This window comes from Nocardia sp. CY41 (genome assembly GCF_009829325.1).
Classification (GTDB): domain Bacteria; phylum Actinomycetota; class Actinomycetes; order Mycobacteriales; family Mycobacteriaceae; genus Nocardia.
The window spans coordinates 113,463-131,580 of sequence record NZ_VUOS01000001.1; the positions used below are offsets into that span (position 1 = coordinate 113,463).

Sequence of the window (18,118 nt, forward strand, 5' to 3'; positions counted from 1 at the left end):
TCTTTCTAGTCAAGAGTTTCCGCCGGAGACGCCTGCTCGCGTGCGTCGGCTTCGGCCGCCGCTCCGTCGCCGGAAGACGCGGTGGTTCCGATCCCCGCCGACGCGAACGTCGACCGGATGAGCCGCTCCATCGACTTCGCCACCGTGCGCAGCGGGGCGTCCGACTGCCGGATGCGGGCCAGGATCGTCGCGCCCTCGTAGGCGGCGACCACCGTGGCGGCCAGCTCCGCCGCCTCTTCCCCGCGCAGCCCGAGTTCGGCGAGCAGCCCGGCGAACGCCTGCTCCATGCTGTCGAAGGCGCACACACACGCCGAGCGCACCGCTTCCACGTCACTGCCGCCGTCCAGTGCGGGAGTCCCGATCGGGCACCCGTCGGTCCATTCGGAGTCCGCCAGCTTGTCCACCATGAATTCGAACAGCGTGGCCAAAGTGGCGAACACGTCGGTCGGCGCCTGCCGGATCATCCGGCCGGTGAGCACCCCGGTCCCGGTGATCGCCGCGACCGCGATCTCCTCCTTGCCACCCGGAAAGTGGTGGTAGATCGAGCCGTACGGCAGTTCGGCCGCCTCGCTCAACGCCTTCAGGCCGAACCCGTGATACCCGTGCCGCGCCAGCAGCCCGGAGGCGGCCACCTCTATCCGCCGCCTGGACTCCGAAACCATGCGTCGATTGTGCCGTGTGCGCGGCGCGGGTCCGGGCGGAACGAGCGGGGTCCGTTCTCGACGCGGGATGCCCGCGCGAGCCCGGCCGGTGGGCGAAGTGCTCGGATCACTTCTCGCCGAGCCGCCGTGACCGAGGCCGGCGGCTGGACGAGGAGATCGTGGTCACTGGTTCGCGACTCCCTTCAGGACCGAACGAACCGGTTCAGCGGGGCGCTGGAGCAGATTTTCGAGTTCGCCTGCCGTAGTGGCGAATTCCCCGCGGCGCGCAGCCCGGAACATGCCCAGCAGCAGGGCGGCCCGCTCGTCGGGGACGCCGTGAGCCATCAGGGAGGCAGCCCATTCGGCGTCCTCGACGACGACGCGGCGGATCGTTCGCCCGGTCCGTTCGGTGAGGAGGGCGGCGATGTCGCCGAGGTCGAGGGCGTCCGGTGCGGCCAGGGGCGGAGTCGGCCCGTCGAACCGGCCCTCGTCGGCGAGGATGATCGCCGCCGCTTCGGCGAGGTCGGCATGGGTGGTCCAGGAGACGGGGCCATCGGCCGGGGCGCGGAGTTCACCGGTGTCCAGCGCAGGGCCGAGCAGGAGCGGGACGGTGGCGGCGTAGAACCCGTTGCGCAGCGCGGTGAACGGTGTGCCGGTCGTTGCCAGATACCGCTCGGTCGCGGCGTGGTCCGGCATGGGCGCGAACACCGAATCGGCGGCGGCGGCCTGGTGGCTGGTGTACAGGATGCGCCCGGTTCCCGCAGCGCGCGCGGCGTCGATCGCCGCGACGTGCGCCGCGACGGCCGCCTCCCCCGTGAGGTCGGCCGAGACGATCAGCACTTGGGTCGCGCCTTCGAAGGCCTCGGCCAGGGATCGCGGGTCGGTGAAGTCGCCGCGCCGCACCCGCACGCCGCGGGCGGCCAGTTCACCGGCCCGGCCGATGTCGCGAACGCTGACGCCCACTCGATCGGCCGGTACCCGCTCCAGCAGTCGCTCGACGATCCGGGAGCCGAGGAGCCCGGTCGCGCCGGTAACGATGATCATCACTTCTCCTTATCAACGTTATTATCACTGATAACAACGGCGATATTAGCAGCGGTTAGAATCGCCGCATGGCGGAGTCGAGGTCGAGCAGCGCGAGCAGGCACGAGACGCGGGAGCGGATCGTGGAGGTGGCGGCGCGGCTGTTGCAGGAGCAGGGCCCGGACGCGGTCACCACCCGCGCGGTCGCCCGCGCGGCCGGCATGCAGGCGCCGACCATCTACCGGTTCTTCGAGGACAAGGACGCCTTGCTCGATGCCGTCGCCGAACACGTTTTCGCGACCTACGTGGCCGGCAAGGCGCTCGTCGAGCAGGAGGACGACCCGGTGGTCGATCTGCACGCCGGTTGGGACATGCACATCGACTTCGCCCTGACCAACCCGGCGGTCTTCGCGATGCTCGCCGACCCGCGGCGCGGGACCGCCTCACCGGCAGCGGCCGCCGGGCTGCGGGTGCTGCGCGAGCGGGTGCGCCGCGTCGCCGCCGCCGGTCGGCTCCGGGTCGGCGAACGCCGCGCCGTCGAACTCATCCACGCCGCCGGGACCGGCGCCGCGCTGGCGCTGTTGTCCGTCCCGCCACAACAGCGTGACCTCGGGCTTGCCGAGGCGATGTACGAGGCGGTGGCCCACGCGGTCCTGACGGACGGTCCCGCTCTTTCCGCGCGCGACACGACCAGGGCAGCACTACGCGCCGCCGCACCCGAACTGCCGATGCTCACCGACGCCGAACGCGCCTTGCTGTCGGAATGGCTGCGACGCCCCGACGAGGACTCCATCGACACCGCCGACCCGCCTCGTCCCGGCTGACATCGACGCGACAGACCGGGATGCGCGCACGCACTAGGCTGCGTTGCGTGGCGGTACTGGAGGGCGCGCGGCGCAGGACACTGGCTTTCGGGCGCCGGGCACTCGGACTCGACGTGCCCGCGGCCGATCACACCATCGCGGTGCTGCACCGCGACGAGTCCGAGGTGCCCGGTCTCGATCGCAAGGAGCTGGCGCAGCTCGACCGGATCCGCCTGATGGGCGCGACCGGCACGGTGCTGATGGCGATCAGCGCATTAGGGATCGGCGCGCAGCCGGTGCACCAGAACCCCACGTCCGGCGTCCGCGTGCTCGGCATCTTCGCCCGCGCCCACACCGGCTCGCTGGCCATGTGCATGACCGGCACCGTCGTGGTCGTGCTGGCCTGGCTGCTGCTGGGCCGGTTCGCGGTCGGCGGCATCGGCGGCTCCCCCGTCCACCGGCTGACCCGCTCGCAGATGGATCGCACACTGCTGCTGTGGCTCATCCCGCTCAGCGTCGCTCCCCCGCTTTTCAGCAATGACGTCTACTCGTATCTGGCGCAGAGCGAGATCGCCGCGCGCGGCATCGATCCCTACGAGGAAGGGCCGGTCGCGGGCCTGGGGATCGACAACGTGCTCACCAACAACGTCCCGACCATCTGGCGCGACACCCCCGCGCCCTACGGTCCGCTGTTCCTCTGGATCGGCCGGGGCATCGCCGAACTGACCGGGGACAACATCATCGCGGGCGTCTGGGTGCACCGGGTCCTCGCGCTCGGTGGCGTCGCGCTGATCGTCTGGGCGCTGCCCCGGCTGTCGGCGCGCTGCGGCGTCGCGGCGGTGAGCGCGCTGTGGCTCGGCGCGGCGAACCCGCTGGTGCTGTTCCATCTGGTGGGCGGCGTGCACAACGACGCGCTCATGCTCGGCTTGATGCTGGCCGGACTGGAGTTCTGCCTGCGCGCCATCGAGGACACCCATCCGTTCGACGGCCGCGCCTACGCGTGGCTGATCGGCGGGGCGATCATCATCACGCTGTCGTCGTCGATCAAGTTCACCTCGATCATCGTGCTCGGGTTCGTCGGGATGGCGCTGGCGCGGCGTTGGGGCGCTTCACTGCGCACGGTCGCCGTCGCGGCCGCCATGCTGGGCGCGATCGCCATCGGCACCACGTTGTTCATCAGTTCGGTGAGCGGCCTCGGCTTCGGCTGGATCTACACGCTGAACACGGCGAACGCGGTGCGCAGCTGGATGTCGCTGCCGACCGCGCTCGGCATCATCACCGGATTCGGCGGTGTGCTGCTGGGGCTGGGCGATCACACCACCGCGCTGCTGAGCATCACCCGCCCGATCGCGGCGGTGGTCGCGGGCTTCTTCACGGTGCGGATGCTGGTGGCCACCGGCACCGGCCGCCTGCATCCGGTCGGCGCGCTGGGCGTGGCGCTCGGCGCGATCGTGCTGCTGTTTCCGGTGGTGCAGCCCTGGTATCTGCTGTGGGCGATCGTGCCGATGGCGGCCTGGGCGACCCGGCCGGTGTTCCGGGTGCCCGCGGTGGCGTTCTCCGGGATCGTCAGCGTGATCCTGATGCCGCGCGGCGCCGATCTCGAAGTGTTCCAAATCGTGGGCGCCGCGATCGCCACCGTGATCGTCGGGGTGCTGTTCATCGTGATCACACGCAATTCGCTGCCCTGGCGCGGGCAGACGGGGGTGTCGGCTCCGTCACAGGCGCCCACCTCCTACGGTGTGACATCGTGAGCGCACCCTCCGGACCCGCCGTCAGCGTCGCCGGCGTCGTCAAGCGTTACGGCGAGACCACGGCGGTGGACGGCCTGACCTTCGAGGTACAGCAGGCGCAGGTGCTCGCGCTGCTGGGCCCCAACGGCGCGGGCAAGACCACGACGGTCGAGATGTGCGAGGGATTCACCACGCCGGACGCGGGCTCGGTGCGTGTGCTCGGCCTGGACCCGGTCGCCGATTCCGAACGGCTGCGTCCCCGCATCGGCGTCATGCTCCAGGGCGGCGGCGCGTATCCCGGTGCGCGCGCGGGCGAGATGCTCGACCTGGTGGCCGCCTATTCCGCGGATCCGCTCGACCCCGACTGGTTGCTGCGCACACTCGGTCTCCAGGACAACCGCCGCACGCCCTATCGCCGCCTCTCCGGCGGCCAGCAGCAGCGCCTGGCGCTGGCCTGCGCGCTGGTGGGCAGGCCGGAGATCGTGTTCCTCGACGAACCGACCGCTGGACTGGACGCCCAGGCCAGGTTGATCGTCTGGGAGCTGATCGATGCCCTGCGCCGCGACGGGGTGACCGTCGTGCTGACCACGCACATGATGGACGAGGCCGAGCAACTCGCCGACCAGCTGGTGATCATCGATCACGGCCGCATCGTCGCCTCCGGGACCCCGGCCGAGGTCACCGCGCACGGGGCGGCGGGGCAGCTGCGGTTCTGCGCGCCGCCCAAACTGAACCTGGAATTGCTGGCCAACGCCCTGCCCGAGGGGTTCGCGCCCCGGGAGACCACACCGGGCACGTATCTGGTGGAGGGCGAGATCAATCCGCAAGTGCTCGCGACCGTCACGGCGTGGTGCGCGCGAATGAACGTGCTGGCCACCGACATCCGGATCGACCAGCGCCGCCTCGAAGACGTCTTCCTCGAACTGACCGGACGGGACCTGCGCGGATGAGCGAGCACGACCGGACCGCCAACCGTTTCGCGCCGGGCACCTTCACCCCCGGCCCGCGCCCGAGCACCCGTGCCGCGATGCTGCTCGCGCAGACCCGGCTCGAGCTGATCCTCTTGCTGCGCAACGGCGAACAACTGCTGCTGACCATGTTCATCCCGATCACCCTGCTGGTCGGCCTGAGCCTGCTGCCGTTCGGTGATCTGGGCACGCATCGGGTGGACAAGATCGTGCCCGCGGTGATGATGGTGGCCGTCATGTCCACCGCGTTCACCGGTCAAGCCATCGCGGTCGGCTTCGACCGGCGCTACGGTGCGCTCAAGCGGCTGGGCGCGACGGCGCTGCCGCGGTGGGGCGTCATCGCGGGCAAGAGCGCGGCCGTGCTCATCGTGGTGGTGCTGCAAGCCGTCCTGCTCGGCCTGATCGGCTTCGCGCTGGGCTGGCGGCCGCAGCCCGTCGGGCTGCTGCTGGGCGCGGCGGTGATCGCGCTCGGCACCGCCACGTTCGCGGCGATGGGCCTGCTGCTGGGCGGCACGCTCAAGGCCGAGGTGGTGCTCGCGCTTGCGAACATCCTGTGGTTCGTCATGCTCGGCGTCGCCAGCATCGTGTTCGCCGCCGACGACCTGCCCACGGTGGTGAGCGTGCTCGCCCGCCTGGTGCCGTCGGGGGCGCTGGCCGAAGCGCTGGAGAGCGCGATGCACACCAGCGTCGACTGGTTCGGGATCGCCGTACTCGCGGTGTGGGGCGCGGTGTCGGGGGTTGCCGCCACCCGCCTGTTCCGCTTCCACTGAATTCCGGACGCTGCACGGCGCGGTTCTGCGCGAGCGGCACTCCAGCACGGCAGGCAGACTCAACGACGAAATGTAGTAGACCGGGTGAAGTCGCCGGATCCGGCCCGGCTACCATTTTCGACGTGCTGTATCGCGCGTTCTTGCGACTCGTCGACAAGCTGCCGCTGCCCTCACTGCGAGCGCAGCGCCTGATCGCGCTCGCGGTCATCCTGTCCCAGGCCGGGATCTCGGTGACCGGCGCGGTCGTGCGCGTCACGGCGTCCGGGCTCGGCTGCCCCACCTGGCCGCAGTGCTTCCCCGGCAGCTTCACCCCTGTCGCGGTGTCGGAAGTGCCCGCCCTCCATCAGGCGGTGGAGTTCTCCAACCGGCTGCTCACCTTCGTGGTCACGCTGTGCGCGGCGGCGATCGTGCTGGCGGTGACCAAGGCGCGCCGCCGCCGCGAAGTGCTGGTCTACGCGTGGCTGATGCCCGGCGGCACCGTCGTGCAGGCGATCATCGGCGGCATCACGGTGCGCACCGGGCTGCTGTGGTGGACCGTCTCGACGCACCTGCTCGCGTCGATGGTGATGGTGTGGCTCGCGGTGGTGCTGTACGCGAAGATCGGCGAACCCGACGACGGCATCGACACCGTGCAGGCTCCCGCGCCGCTGCGCTGGCTCACCGTGCTGGTCGGGATCGCACTGGCCGCGGTCCTGGTCGCGGGCACCTTGGTGACCGCCGCCGGTCCGCACGCGGGCGACAAGAGCATCGAGCGTCCGGTCGAGCGCTTGCAGGTCGAGATCGTCACCCTGGTGCATCTGCACTCGCAGCTGCTGGTCGGCTATCTCGCGCTGTTGATCGGCTTGGCATTCGGCCTGTTCGCGGTCGGCATCACGCCCGCCGTGCGCATCCGCCTGTTCGCGCTGCTCGGACTGGTCTGCGCGCAGGCGCTGGTCGGCGTCGTGCAGTACTTCACCGATGTCCCCGCGGCGCTGGTCGTGGTGCACGTGGGCGGGGCCGCGGCGTGCACCGCCGCCACCGCCGCGCTGTGGGCTTCGTTGCGCACCCGGGAGCGGGTCGCCGCTCCGAAGCCGGACGCCGCCGCGCAGGCCGCCTGAACTACGCGCGCCCCGCTCGCCGACCAGCCGCGCGGTGCGCCGCGCTCGACGGTAGCCTGGTCGATCGTGTCCACGCCCGACTCGCAATCCGAAGCGCCGCAGCCTTTTCCCGATATCGAGCCGTACGCCCACGGGTTGCTCGACGTCGGCGACGGTCAGCGGATCTATTGGGAGACCAGCGGTAATCCATACGGCAAACCGGCGCTGGTCGTGCACGGCGGGCCCGGCAGCGGCGGAAGCCGCGGATCGCGCAGGACCTTCGATCCGGCGGCCTACCTGATCGTCCTGTTCGATCAGCGCGGGTGCGGCGAGAGCCTCCCGCACGCCTCCGATCCGGCGGTCGACCTCGCGCACAACACCACCCAGCACCTCATCGCGGACATGGAACGCCTGCGCGACCACCTCGGGATCGACCGATGGTTGCTCTTCGGCGGTTCCTGGGGCTCGACGCTGATCCTCGCCTACGCGCAGCGCTACCCGTTGCGGGTCAGCGAGATCGTGCTGGCCGGGGTGACCATGACCCGGCCGGAGGAGATCGACTGGCTCTACCGCGACGTCGCCCGCCTGCTGCCCGAGCAGTGGGAGACCTTCCGCACCGGCGTCCCGCCGGCCGACCGCCACGGCGATCTGGTCGACGCCTACCGGAGACTGATGGAAAGCCCCGACGCGGCGACCCGCGAGGCGGCGGCGCGGCGGTGGTGCGCGTGGGAGGACGCCGTGATCGCGCACGAGAACCAGGGCAGCCCCGGGCAATACAGCGCGAAGCCGGACGCCGCCCTGCTGGCCTTCGTGCGGATCTGCACGCATTACTTCGCCAACGCCGCCTGGCTGGAGGACGGGCAGCTGCTGCGCGACGCGCATCGACTGACGGGGATTCCCGGCATGCTGATCCACGGCCGACTCGACCTGAGCGCCCCGCTGTACACCGCCTGGCAGCTGGCCCAGGCATGGCCCGACGCGGAACTGCAGGTCATCGATGATGCCGGGCATACCGGAAGCTCGGCCATGGGCGCCGCCGTCCGGCGGGCGGTCGCCCGGTTCGCTCGATAGCCCGATCCGGCTCGGGCGGTGGAAGCCTGCCCGGTGAAGGTCTTTGGTCCCGACCATCGAGGGCCACCGCCCCCGGTGCGGACGGGCGGAGACTGCGAATGTTGGAGTCGACCTTGTCGCCGCCGCAATCGGAGCCGAAATGAGCGCATCAGCAGACCGTCAGTCGATCATCGTCGGGATCGACGGCAGCCCGACCGCTGTGGGAGCAGCGCGCTGGGCCGGAGCCATCGCGAATCGACAGCACGCCCCGTTGACGCTGCTCGGCGTGGTTCCCGCGCTCGACTACCCGCTGACCTCTTCGGCTTTGGCCGAGGTGAACCTGTTGCCCGAACTCCGAGCGGCGGCGAAGCAAAAAGTCCAGGAAGCGTTCGAGGCCGTACACGCCGAGCAGCCGGACCTCGAGATCCGGCGGGTCGTGGAGGACGGCTCGCCCGCGCGTGAGTTGATCCGGCACAGCGCGAACGCGCGCATGGTCGTCGTCGCGGCGAAGTCCCAAGACCGGCTCTCCACGCTGCTGCTGGGTTCCACCGCGCTCACGGTCGCGAACAAGGCGACATGTCCGGTGACTGTCTGGCGGGGCAGGCTCGACCGGCCGGAGCCGGACGAACGACCCGTGCTCGTCGGCGTCGACGGAAGCCCTGGCGGTTCCGCCGCGGTGGGAGAGGCGTTCGAGCTCGCGTCCAGGCTGGGCGTCGAAGTGACCGCCTTGCACGCGTGGAACGACCCCGACCTGTTGCAATGGACGCCGGTGCCCGACGCGTGGGACACGCTCGCCCAGCAAGAGGAGGAACTGCTGTCCGAACGCATGGCCGGATGGAGCGAAAAATACCCGGACGTCACGGTCACCAAGGTGGTCGTGAAGGCCACGCCCGCGCAGGCGCTGCTCGAACACGGCGAGAAGGCGCAGCTGGTGGTGACCGGCAGTCGCGGACACAACCGCCTCACCGGGCTTCTCACCGGGTCGACGAGCCAGAGTCTGCTGCACCACGCGTCGAGCCCGCTGGTCATCTGCCGTGAGCGGTAGGACATCGGACGTTGCGAACAGATCGCCGCGCGGACCTCAGAGCACCGACCTCGCGTCCCTCGGTCCGGTCGCGGAGGTCCTGGGCCTGACGATGGTGGTCGCCGCGCTCGCCACACTGACCAGGATTCCGGGGTGGACGTCGGATTATGGCGTCCTGGTGATCGCCGCCGTCGTCCTCTATATGGCCATCGCGACCGGGCTGGTGCGCTGGGGAGGCGAGCACCGGCGCGACCGACCCCGCAACGGCTGAGTCGCGCGTCAGCGCGTGGTTTCCACCGGCCTCCGGACCACCCGCTGGAGCGCGCGCAGGTCCGCGTCGAGCGTCCGGTACAGCCAGTACACGGCGACGAACGCCAGTCCGCCGACGGCGCACAACCCCAGGACCGAATCGCGCACCAGCGGAAGTTCCTCCGGTTCGAGCAGGCTGAATCCGGCGAGCACCCCGACCAGCGGCACGGATGCGGTGACCGCGAGGTAGATCGTGGTTCTCCGGCGCAGCGTGCGGATGACGCCGGAGTCGTGCGGCGTCGTGCGGCTGTAGCGGAAGTAGAGCGGGTAGACGCAGCGGACGATGTAGAACGTCGACAGGAAGAACGTGTAGGCGACGGAGATGACGGCCGCCATCAGAACGGTCGTCGCCGCGTGGACCACCAGTCGCGCCGGCAGGTCGGTGAGCCAGAGGCACAGGAACACACCGGTCACCGTCGCGGTAAGGCCGGTCTGAAAGGTGTTCAGCGCACACATATCGCCCCAGAACAGTGTTCGCGACCGCACGCGCGCGAGCAGTGCCTCGTCGTAGTGTCTGCCCGCGCGCAAGCCGCGCGGAACCGCGAGCAGTTCGCGTGACATGGCCGCGTAGATGACGATCGACAGCGGACCGGCGATGAGGATGAAGACGAAGACCCCCATGTTGAGCTGCCAATTCGTGTGATCGGACAGGCGTTCTCGGATCAGTTCCTGGACATGCACGGCCATATAGACGGTTGCCAGGCCGACGCCGACCAGCGAGGACAACCACAGGATGGGAGTCGGCCTGCGCGCGAGACGTGCGCGCCAGCTGCGCGGGGGCGGATATACGAGATCGCGGGCCCGTTGCTCCATGCACAGATCGAGTTGCTGCGCCAGCTCCGAACCGGACGAGTAGCGGTCCGCCCGGTCGGGCGACAGGCACTTCAGCAGGACCCGGCGCAGCGCCATGGGGCAGTCCGGCGGGAGTTCCGACAGGAACGCCGGATGGATGGGTCTGCGCCGCAGTTCGATCATGCGGGCCAGCGACGTCTGGGAATCGCCCGCGGATGTCTCGTCCGCGAAGGGACGACGTCCGGTGAGCAGCTCCCACAGCATGACGGCCAGCGCGAAGATGTCGCTGCGCGTATCCAGTTCCGCGGCGGTGCCGGGCAGGTCGGGGTGGCAGGCTTCGAGCTGCTCGGGCGACATGTACGCCAGCGATCCGCCGAAATACGCCAGCGGGCTGGTGCCTCGCACCCGGTTACTGAAGCTGACGTTGAAGTCGGCCAGTTTCGGAATTCCCTCGGCGCTCAGCAGCACGTTCGCGGGTTTGATGTCGCGATGCAGCACCCCTCGATCGGACGCGTGCTGCAGCGCGTCCGCGAGCCTGCGCCCCAGCCAGACCACGGTCTCCGGCCAGGTCAGTCCCGCGATGCGGAGCCGAACGGCTGATTCCGTCGGCCGCACCTCGCCTTTGTCGGCGAGCACCTGGTCGATGGCGTCGAGCAGCAATTGCCCACCGCGGCGCTCCTGCGGCGTCACGCGCGACAAGCGCAACACGTCGAGCAGGGTTCCGCCGGGCAGGTACTGCATGTAGAGCAGCTTCAGCTCGCCGTCGGCGATGAGCCGCTGATCGAAGATGCGCACGATGTACTCGTGGTCCAGCTGGGCCAGCGTCTGCGGCTCGTTGCCGTGGTTGTGCGAGATCTTGACCGCGACCAGTCGCTGCATCGACTGTTGCCGGGCGAGATACACCTGGGCGAAGGCGCCGACGCCGATCCGCATCAGGAGGTCGAAATCATCGACCCGGTCACCGACGTCGATGGCATCGAGCGCGACTTGGGCGCTCGGGCGGGCGATCATCGTGCTGCGGTAGTCGCTGGTGACCCGGTCGGGCGCGGAACCGGCCGCCGTGGCGGTGGCGGTGCCTGCCATATCGGTGGCGTCGCTGCCGCGATCGCGGCGGCGCATGGCGTGGAATTCCTCGTAGACGAGATCGGCCGGGAACGGGCCGTTGCGTAGCTCGGGGAATTCCGCGCGGTAGTCGATCAGCCGCTTGGGGAAGTCGAAGCGAAGCCAGCGGAATTCCAGGTCGACCTTGACCAATTCGATCAGTGTGGTGCGCCGTTCGGCTTGCTCCCGGGGCAGGAATGCGGCCAGATCGGGCGGGGCCCCGGACGCCCAAGCCTCCGAGAATCGCGCCACGGCGGTGGCGAGCGCCGCGCGGGTTCGTTCAGCGGAATCGGCAAGATCGATCGGCTCACGCATCGGTAGCTCGGAATCAGCCCGGGCCGGTCATACGACGGCTGAGCACGACGCGCCCTTGCCTCGCAGGTGTTCCACCATCAGCTCCTCGACGTCGAATTACCCATTTCAAGGGTATCGCCCCCACCGAAGGTCGATAGCGCATCTGCGCGAGACGCAGCGGACGCGTTACTTTGCGAGCAATTCGCCGATACCGCCACAGCGTCGACGGTGTTGGCGGCGGGCTGAGCCGACCGGCTCCGCCATGAGCAGGCCCGCCGCGCACGCCGTGGCGGCGACCATCGCGGTTCACGGATCGCCGAAGTACAGCGCCGCCCGGCGGCACCGCGGCCGGGCCCGCGACGACGACGGCGGGACTCTCATGAGCCCGTCTCGGCGTTCGGACGCCGCGGCCGCCTCCGCCACTCACGAGTCGAGGAACAACCGCTCGTTGGGCAGGCGGGGTAGTCCGGCCGGTTCGTCCGGCAGCACGGTGACCGCGTCCTCGTAGTGACGGGCGCGCCACTCCTGGACGAACAACTCGGCGGCGGTCACGCAGGCCGCGAAATCCAGACGCACATCGTGGAATTGCACGGAGAGATGCACATCCCGCTCGTCCGGTCGCGGCGACCGGTGCTCCGGCCCGGTCACCTTCGACGTCCCGCGCGAAGGCGAATCGCCGCGACCACGACCGAGCCCGACGGCCGGAACGTGTCGCGAGGCGGTTCGACCCACACCCGGAAGCACGGCGACCGGTCGGCGGGCGACGGCAGCGCGATCTGCGCACCGTAGCGGGCCACCGAGACGTTCGAGCGGAACAGTTCGGCGAACAAGCCCACTTCGTCGGGCAGGTCCGGCCGCACCAGATAGGTCCAGCGTCCCGAGCGCGGATGCGAGAAGATCGGCCCGAGCGCGCAGCGCCGGACCTGCATCAGCGCTTTCACCTCCTGCCCGAGCCGAGCGGGCATGGTAATCGCGCCCACCCGTCCGGCGGGCACGACGATGCGCCCGAGTTCCGGTTGCACGACCGCCGCCAGCCCGCACTGCCGGTAGAAGAGGCACCGGCTCGCCGGGGTGTCGGCCGCCGGAAGACATGGTTCGCTCACCGCGTGATCTCCCCCGCTGCCGCGCCGGGATTCTGACGCGAAGCCGGTCCGCGCGAGTTACGTCCGCACGGCAGTAGCGCCGCCATCGCGCCGAGTCGAGCGGGACACCGCACGATTTCCGCGCGAAAACCATAGCGGGCCAATCGTTTCGCCAGGTGTAGCAGTTGACCGTTTCCGAGCACCATCGGCACGCGAACCGCGCCGCATGCATATCGGTCACCAGTCGCCCGCACCGCGATCGCCGCACCGCGGCGCGTCCCGGCCGCATCCGGGCGCGCGAAACCAATCACCTTTCCGCGCATCATGTTTGCCTTCCCCTGCTCATCGCGTTGTGAGCACCCGCGGGGAGGGCACGACCGGCTGTCGCACGCATGGTCGCGCCCCGTCCCGACGGCGAGTGCACGCAACAGCTTGGCGGGCCGCCGGACCGGCGCTGTCCCGGTGCGGGACACCTGGCGACGGGTCTAGCATGAGGTTTCGATCAGCATCCGGCGAGGGAGAGCCGATGAGCGAGGATCCGGGGAAAGACGAGGGCCGGTACATCGGCCGACAGGTGCGCGCCATTCGCGCGCGCCGTGGCATCTCCCAGCAGGTGCTGGCCGACCGGGTCGGCGTCAGCCGGGGCGCGATCGCCAAATACGAGAACGGTGAGCGGCCCATCGATTCCCGCCGGACCCTGCACGCCCTCGCCCAGGCGCTGGGCGTCATGGTCGGTGATCTGACAGGCGATCGAGACGACCGGTTCGACCCGTCGTCGGCCGGATTCCACGCTGCGGTGCCCGATATCGAAACCGCGCTGTGGACACACGGGAACACCACGACGGCCGGTCCACCGCGAAGCCTGGACGAACTCACGGCCGCGACGAAATACGCGGCCGAACTCAGGCGGGCGTGCGACTACGCGAGGCTCGGGCCGCTGCTCGCGCCTCTACTGACGGACTGCTATCGCCATACTCGGGACGCGACCGGCTTCGACCTGGACCGCTCCTGGGACACGCTCGCCGCGGCGGCCTATCTCACGGCGCAGTCGGCGTCGCGTCGCGGGTATCCGGCGCTGGCGTGGACAGCGGCGCAGGAAATCGAACGCGCCACCCAGAACATCGGTGGCACATCGGGTCCGGCGACAGCCGCCTACACCCGAAGCCAGACACTCCTTGCCCGCCCTGGAACTCTGCCTGCCGCACTCCAAGACGCCGAGACGACCGCCGAGCGGCTGGCACCGGACGTGCGCTCGGTCCAGGAAATCGAAACCTACGGCATGCTGCATCTGCAAGCCGCGCTCGTCACCGCAGCACTCGGCGGCGACCCGGCCGACCACCTGAACGAAGCGGACGAGCAGGTCGCTCGACTCGAGCACGCCGACGCGGACGACGCCCTGCTGCGCAACCCCACCTTCAACGCGACGAACGTGATCCTGTGGCGCATGTCCGCCGCAATGGAACAACGCGAACCAGGCCGAGTCCTCCAACTCGCCCCCACCCTCGACCCGCGCACCATCCCCGCCCAAGGCCGCCGAGCCCAATACTTCGTCGAAATCGGCCGCGCCCACGCCCTGCGCCGAGACCACCGCAACTGCCTGCACGCCCTCCTGCACGCCGAACACATCGCCCCCCAACAGATCCGCGGCATGCCCCACGTCCGCGAACTCGTCACCCACATGATGCGCACCGCCCACCGCAACCTCACCACCGGCGACCTCGGCCGCCTCGCCAAACGCATCGGCGCCGTCCCCACCTGAGCGCTCGTAGTCGAGGCAGCGCAACGTAGTAGTCACGGCCACTCTCGCCGACCCGGGCGAACGCCGAGCGGGCTGGGTCGCCTGGACACGAAGCGAGGGCGTGACACCATGATGCTGTGGACGCCAACGGAAATCCGGTGCTGTACGCCCTCGTGACCGGCTCGCCCGCCTCGCGCGATGTCGGCAAGTTGATCGCCCTGGCTCAGGCGGACGGCTGGGAGGTGTGCGTAATCGCCTCGCCGTCCGGTCTCGGGTTCATCGACGTCGACGCGATCAGGACACAGACGGGTTATCCCGTGCGCAGCGAGTACAAGGAACCGGGCACGCCGGATGTGCTGCCGCCCGCCGATGGCATCATCGCCGCCCCTCTCACCGGCAATTCGATCGCCAAATGGGCTGCGGGAATTTCCGATACGCTGCTGCTCGGTCTGCTGGTCGAAGGGCTGGGCAAGGGGCTGCCGATCGTCGGCGTGCCGTACTCGAACCGCGCGCAGATCAGCTTTCCGGCGATCCAGGAAGGGATACGCAAACTCTCCGACTGGGGCGTCACCATCGTGATCGGCGAAGGTGAGCCGCACGAGCGGGGCACCGGGGAAGCGCGCCTGCCGCTGTTCCCTTGGCAGGCAGCCTGGAAAGCGCTCCTCGAGCACCCGCGCCGCGAGCGCTCCACGCCGAACTGACCAACGGCCCAGCCGCCTACCGCTCGCCATACCCGCCTCGTTTCGCCGCCGGGCATCGCGCGCGGCCGAATACATCGGTCAGGAGCCGGTTGCCGCGAAGTCCGTGCCACCACCCGCGTCGGACATCACCGCCTGGGCCTGCTCGATCCGCACTCAGCGATGGGTGGCGTTCGGCCCGATCCACTGGTCGAACAACCGGTCCACCTCGCCTGTCGCGAGCCGGGTGGTCAGGTAGGCGTCCAGCATGGCCGCAAGAACCGGATCGTTCTTGCGCACCAGCAGCACCTTGCCGAACGAGTCGAACGGCGCTTCGGGATGCAGCACTTGCAGGTCGGCGTGCTGACGTACGCGGTAGCGTCCCTCGACCGAGTCGGTGACGAACACGTCGGCGCGGCCCTGCTCGATCTCGCCGAAGATCGTCAGATTGTCCGGCCACAAGGTGAGCTGCGCGTCGGGGAAGTGCTTGCGCGCGAAGTCCTCGTTGGTACCGCCGCGATTGGCGATCACCCGCACCTCGGGGCGGTTGATCTCCGCGACGGTCGAGTACGCCGCGCCGTTCGCGCGATGGGTGACCGGGGCCTTGCCGTCGGTCCCGTAGGTGATCGAGAAGTCGGCGAACGCGCGACGCGACGGCAGGTCGGAAATGCCTCCGACCGCGACATCGCAGGTGCGCTCGGCGAAGTCGGTCTGCAGCGTCGCCCAGGTCACGGGCACGAACTCGATCGGACGCCCGAGCAGTGCGGCGAAGCCCCGCGCGAGATCCACGTCCACGCCGCGGTAGCCGCCCGCGTCGTCCCTGATCGAGTACGGCGGGTAGTCACCCGGCGTGCAGGCGCGCAGCGCCGACGATGTCTCCGGCTGCGCGACCGCCGGAATCGCCCCTGCCACAAGGGCTGTCCACCCGGCCGCCAGCACCGCGCCGATCCGGGCGGGCAGCGTCATCCGGCTACGCAACGATCACTTCTCGTTGCGCGCCTTGGGGAAACGCGCTTGCTTGGCGACCCAGCCCGCCATCTTGGCCCAGTGGCCCTTGCGCGGGGTGACGATCGAGGTGAGCTCGCGATCCCATTCGTCGGCCTCGGTGAGACCGTCGATGGTGGCGACCAGCGCCTTGGCGGTCTCCAGATCCGGGACGACCCGGTCACCGAGCACACCATCGGAGCCGACCAGGGTGACGCGCACGCCGGCGCGGCCGATCGGCTGCAGCACGGCCGTGGCGGATCGTCCGTGGTCGGCGACGAATCCCTTGACGGACTCCACGAGGGCGCCCGACAGCTTCTCCGGCGCCGTGGCGGTTTCAGCACTCATGGCATGCAGTTTACCGACCGGTAGGCACCGCGCCCGCCGCTCGGGTGTAGAACTGGAACTCATGCGCGCCATTCAGGTTTCCGAACACGGTGGTCCCGAGGTCCTGAAGTACGTCGAGGTGCCGGATCCGCAGGTCGGGGCGGACCAGTTGCTGGTCGACACGCAGGCGATCGGCATCAACTTCATCGATACCTACATCCGCACCGGGCGCTACCCCCAGAGCGTGCCTTACATCCCGGGAGCGGAGGGCACCGGCGTCGTCGCCGAGGTCGGCGCGAACGTCACCAAGTTCGCGGTCGGCGACCGGGTCGCCTGGGCCGCCGCACCCGGCAGCTATGCGCCGAAGGTCGCGGTGCCCGCCGCGGTCGCCATTCCGGTGCCCGACGGCGTCGACCCTCCGGTGGCCGCCTCGGCGCTGTTGCAGGGCATGACCGCGCACTATCTCATCGAGTCCATTTACAAGCCCGAACCCGGCGAGTCGGTGCTGGTGCACGCGGGCGCGGGCGGCGTCGGGCTGATCCTGACCCAGCTGCTCAACGCACGCGGCGTCCGGGTGATCACCACGGTCTCCTCCGACGAGAAGGAGACGCTGTCGCGCGCGGCGGGAGCCGCCGAGGTGCTGCGTTACGGCGACGATCTCGCCGACCGGGTGCGCGCCCTCACCGATGGCGTCGGCGTGGCGGCGGCCTACGACGGCGTCGGCGCGGCGACCTTCGAATCGAGCCTCGCCGCGTTGCGCGTGCGCGGCACGCTCGCCCTGTTCGGCGGCGCGAGCGGTCCGGTGCCGCCGTTCGACCTGCAACGGCTCAGCACCGCCGGCTCGCTGTTCGTCACCCGCCCGACCCTCGCGCATTACACCCGCGACCGCAGCGAACTCACGTGGCGCGCGGGCGACATCCTCGACGCCATCGCCAAGGGCACGCTGAACATCCGGATCGGCGCGACCTATCCGCTCGCCGACGCCGAGCGCGCCCATCGCGACCTGGAAGGCCGCAAGACCACCGGTTCCATCGTCCTGCTTCCGTGAACACGTGCGGTGGGCGATCCGGCGGGCCGCCCACCTCAGGCGTCAGTAGTCGCGGCCGGTGAGACCGCGATAGATGAAGCGGGTCAGGCCCTCCACGGCCTGCTCGTCGGTCAGTTCGACGTTGCCTTCCTCCACGGCGGCCAGCAGGCTCTGGGTGAGCATGAACATCATCGCCAGGCTGGCGTCGTCCGTGCTCGGCAGCCGCAATCCCTTGTCGGCGAAGCCGGCCACATGGTCGGCGATGTCGGCACGCTGCTGAGTGCCGAAGCGCGCGAGCATCTGCGCGAATTCCTCGTTGACCAGAGCAGCCTGGTTCACCGCTCGCAGCACAGGCGCGTGCTCTCGCGCGAAGGTCCAATACCCGGCGACGTGATAGCGCACCGCCTCCGGGTCGCTGAAATCCGGGTTGTGATCGGGCCCCTCCGCGCGCTCGTCCCCCGCCGCCGCCAGGTCGTTCAGCAGCGCCTGGAGTAATTCTTCCTTACCGGCGAAGTGGTTGTAGAACGACCCGGCCGCCCGGCCTGCGGCCGTCGTGATGTCGGTGATCTTGGTGTTCAGGTAGCCGCGCTCGGCGAACAAGCGCAGGGCCGCGGCCTTCAACGCCTGCTCGGTTTCGGCGGACTTCTCCTTGCGACTCAGCGACACCCACCTCACCTCCTTGACAACGCAACGTACCAAGCG

Annotated in this window: 19 protein-coding genes; 11 read left to right on the plus strand and 8 right to left on the minus strand. The window is 69.8% G+C overall.

What is annotated here, in order from left to right; genetic code table 11:
* Positions 1-5: 5 nt before the first annotated feature.
* Both GVY64_RS00515 and GVY64_RS00520 read right to left on the minus strand, forming a co-directional pair.
* Complete coding sequence (locus tag GVY64_RS00515; RefSeq protein WP_159837607.1) at positions 6-662, minus strand: TetR/AcrR family transcriptional regulator; 657 nt, start codon at positions 660-662, stop codon at positions 6-8.
* Positions 663-824: 162 nt separating this feature from the next.
* Entirely contained in the window at positions 825-1,685 is an 861-nt protein-coding gene (locus GVY64_RS00520) for an NmrA family NAD(P)-binding protein (RefSeq protein WP_159837609.1), read from the minus strand.
* Positions 1,686-1,753: 68 nt separating this feature from the next.
* On the opposite strand from GVY64_RS00520, the gene GVY64_RS00525 reads away from it, so the two are divergent.
* From GVY64_RS00525 to GVY64_RS00560, 8 genes are all read left to right on the plus strand, one after another.
* A complete protein-coding gene (locus tag GVY64_RS00525; RefSeq protein ID WP_159837611.1) occupies positions 1,754-2,488 on the plus strand; it encodes a TetR/AcrR family transcriptional regulator in 735 nt (244 codons plus the stop codon).
* 20 nt (positions 2,489-2,508) lie between these two features.
* Positions 2,509-4,218, plus strand: coding sequence for a polyprenol phosphomannose-dependent alpha 1,6 mannosyltransferase MptB (gene mptB / locus GVY64_RS00530; protein ID WP_442939493.1), 1,710 nt, complete (start codon positions 2,509-2,511; stop codon positions 4,216-4,218).
* A complete protein-coding gene (locus GVY64_RS00535; RefSeq protein WP_159837615.1) occupies positions 4,215-5,147 on the plus strand; it encodes an ABC transporter ATP-binding protein in 933 nt (310 codons plus the stop codon). Before mptB ends, GVY64_RS00535 begins: the two co-directional genes overlap by 4 nt.
* Positions 5,144-5,935, plus strand: coding sequence for an ABC transporter permease (locus GVY64_RS00540; protein WP_159837617.1), 792 nt, complete (start codon positions 5,144-5,146; stop codon positions 5,933-5,935). Before GVY64_RS00535 ends, GVY64_RS00540 begins: the two co-directional genes overlap by 4 nt.
* Positions 5,936-6,057: 122 nt before the next feature.
* The gene (locus tag GVY64_RS00545) at positions 6,058-7,032 is read left to right on the plus strand and encodes a COX15/CtaA family protein (RefSeq protein ID WP_159837619.1); all 975 of its coding nucleotides are present in this window, start codon (positions 6,058-6,060) and stop codon (positions 7,030-7,032) included.
* 66 nt (positions 7,033-7,098) lie between these two features.
* Positions 7,099-8,082 carry a prolyl aminopeptidase gene (gene pip, locus GVY64_RS00550; RefSeq protein ID WP_159837621.1) on the plus strand — a complete coding sequence of 328 codons (984 nt, stop codon included), beginning with the start codon at positions 7,099-7,101 and terminating at the stop codon, positions 8,080-8,082.
* Between the two features lie 139 nt (positions 8,083-8,221).
* Positions 8,222-9,106 carry a universal stress protein gene (locus GVY64_RS00555; protein WP_159837623.1) on the plus strand — a complete coding sequence of 295 codons (885 nt, stop codon included), beginning with the start codon at positions 8,222-8,224 and terminating at the stop codon, positions 9,104-9,106.
* A 91-nt stretch (positions 9,107-9,197) separates the two neighbouring features.
* Positions 9,198-9,356 carry a hypothetical protein gene (locus GVY64_RS00560; protein ID WP_159837625.1) on the plus strand — a complete coding sequence of 53 codons (159 nt, stop codon included), beginning with the start codon at positions 9,198-9,200 and terminating at the stop codon, positions 9,354-9,356.
* Between the two features lie 8 nt (positions 9,357-9,364).
* Here the strand turns inward: GVY64_RS00560 and GVY64_RS00565 are convergent, their stop codons facing one another.
* The 3 genes from GVY64_RS00565 to GVY64_RS00575 all read right to left on the minus strand — a co-directional run bounded on the left by GVY64_RS00565 (position 9,365) and on the right by GVY64_RS00575 (position 12,684).
* Positions 9,365-11,602 (minus strand): serine/threonine-protein kinase, encoded by a 2,238-nt coding sequence (locus GVY64_RS00565; protein ID WP_159837627.1) that lies wholly within the window; start codon positions 11,600-11,602, stop codon positions 9,365-9,367.
* A 402-nt stretch (positions 11,603-12,004) separates the two neighbouring features.
* Entirely contained in the window at positions 12,005-12,184 is a 180-nt protein-coding gene (locus GVY64_RS00570; RefSeq protein WP_159837629.1) for a hypothetical protein, read from the minus strand.
* 41 nt (positions 12,185-12,225) lie between these two features.
* Complete coding sequence (locus GVY64_RS00575) at positions 12,226-12,684, minus strand: DNA-directed RNA polymerase subunit beta (RefSeq protein WP_159837631.1); 459 nt, start codon at positions 12,682-12,684, stop codon at positions 12,226-12,228.
* A gap of 505 nt (positions 12,685-13,189) precedes the next feature.
* Between GVY64_RS00575 and GVY64_RS00580 the strand changes: the two genes are divergently transcribed.
* Both GVY64_RS00580 and GVY64_RS00585 read left to right on the plus strand, forming a co-directional pair.
* Positions 13,190-14,422, plus strand: a complete 1,233-nt coding sequence (locus GVY64_RS00580; RefSeq protein ID WP_159837633.1) for a helix-turn-helix domain-containing protein — start codon at positions 13,190-13,192, stop codon at positions 14,420-14,422.
* Positions 14,423-14,538: 116 nt separating this feature from the next.
* Positions 14,539-15,102 (plus strand): flavoprotein, encoded by a 564-nt coding sequence (locus GVY64_RS00585; RefSeq protein WP_159837634.1) that lies wholly within the window; start codon positions 14,539-14,541, stop codon positions 15,100-15,102.
* 153 nt (positions 15,103-15,255) lie between these two features.
* On the opposite strand, the gene GVY64_RS00590 is transcribed toward GVY64_RS00585, so the two are convergent.
* Together GVY64_RS00590 and GVY64_RS00595 are read right to left on the minus strand one after the other, a co-directional pair.
* Positions 15,256-16,044: a transporter substrate-binding domain-containing protein gene (locus GVY64_RS00590; protein WP_159837636.1), complete on the minus strand. Its 789-nt coding sequence runs from the start codon at positions 16,042-16,044 to the stop codon at positions 15,256-15,258.
* Positions 16,045-16,059: 15 nt separating this feature from the next.
* Entirely contained in the window at positions 16,060-16,410 is a 351-nt protein-coding gene (locus GVY64_RS00595) for a hypothetical protein (protein ID WP_159837638.1), read from the minus strand.
* Positions 16,411-16,471: 61 nt separating this feature from the next.
* On the opposite strand from GVY64_RS00595, the gene GVY64_RS00600 reads away from it, so the two are divergent.
* Entirely contained in the window at positions 16,472-17,437 is a 966-nt protein-coding gene (locus tag GVY64_RS00600) for a quinone oxidoreductase family protein (protein ID WP_159837640.1), read from the plus strand.
* 42 nt (positions 17,438-17,479) lie between these two features.
* Here GVY64_RS00600 and GVY64_RS00605 read toward each other — a convergent pair whose 3' ends face one another.
* Complete coding sequence (locus GVY64_RS00605; protein ID WP_236566514.1) at positions 17,480-18,082, minus strand: TetR/AcrR family transcriptional regulator; 603 nt, start codon at positions 18,080-18,082, stop codon at positions 17,480-17,482.
* Positions 18,083-18,118: the final 36 nt, after the last annotated feature.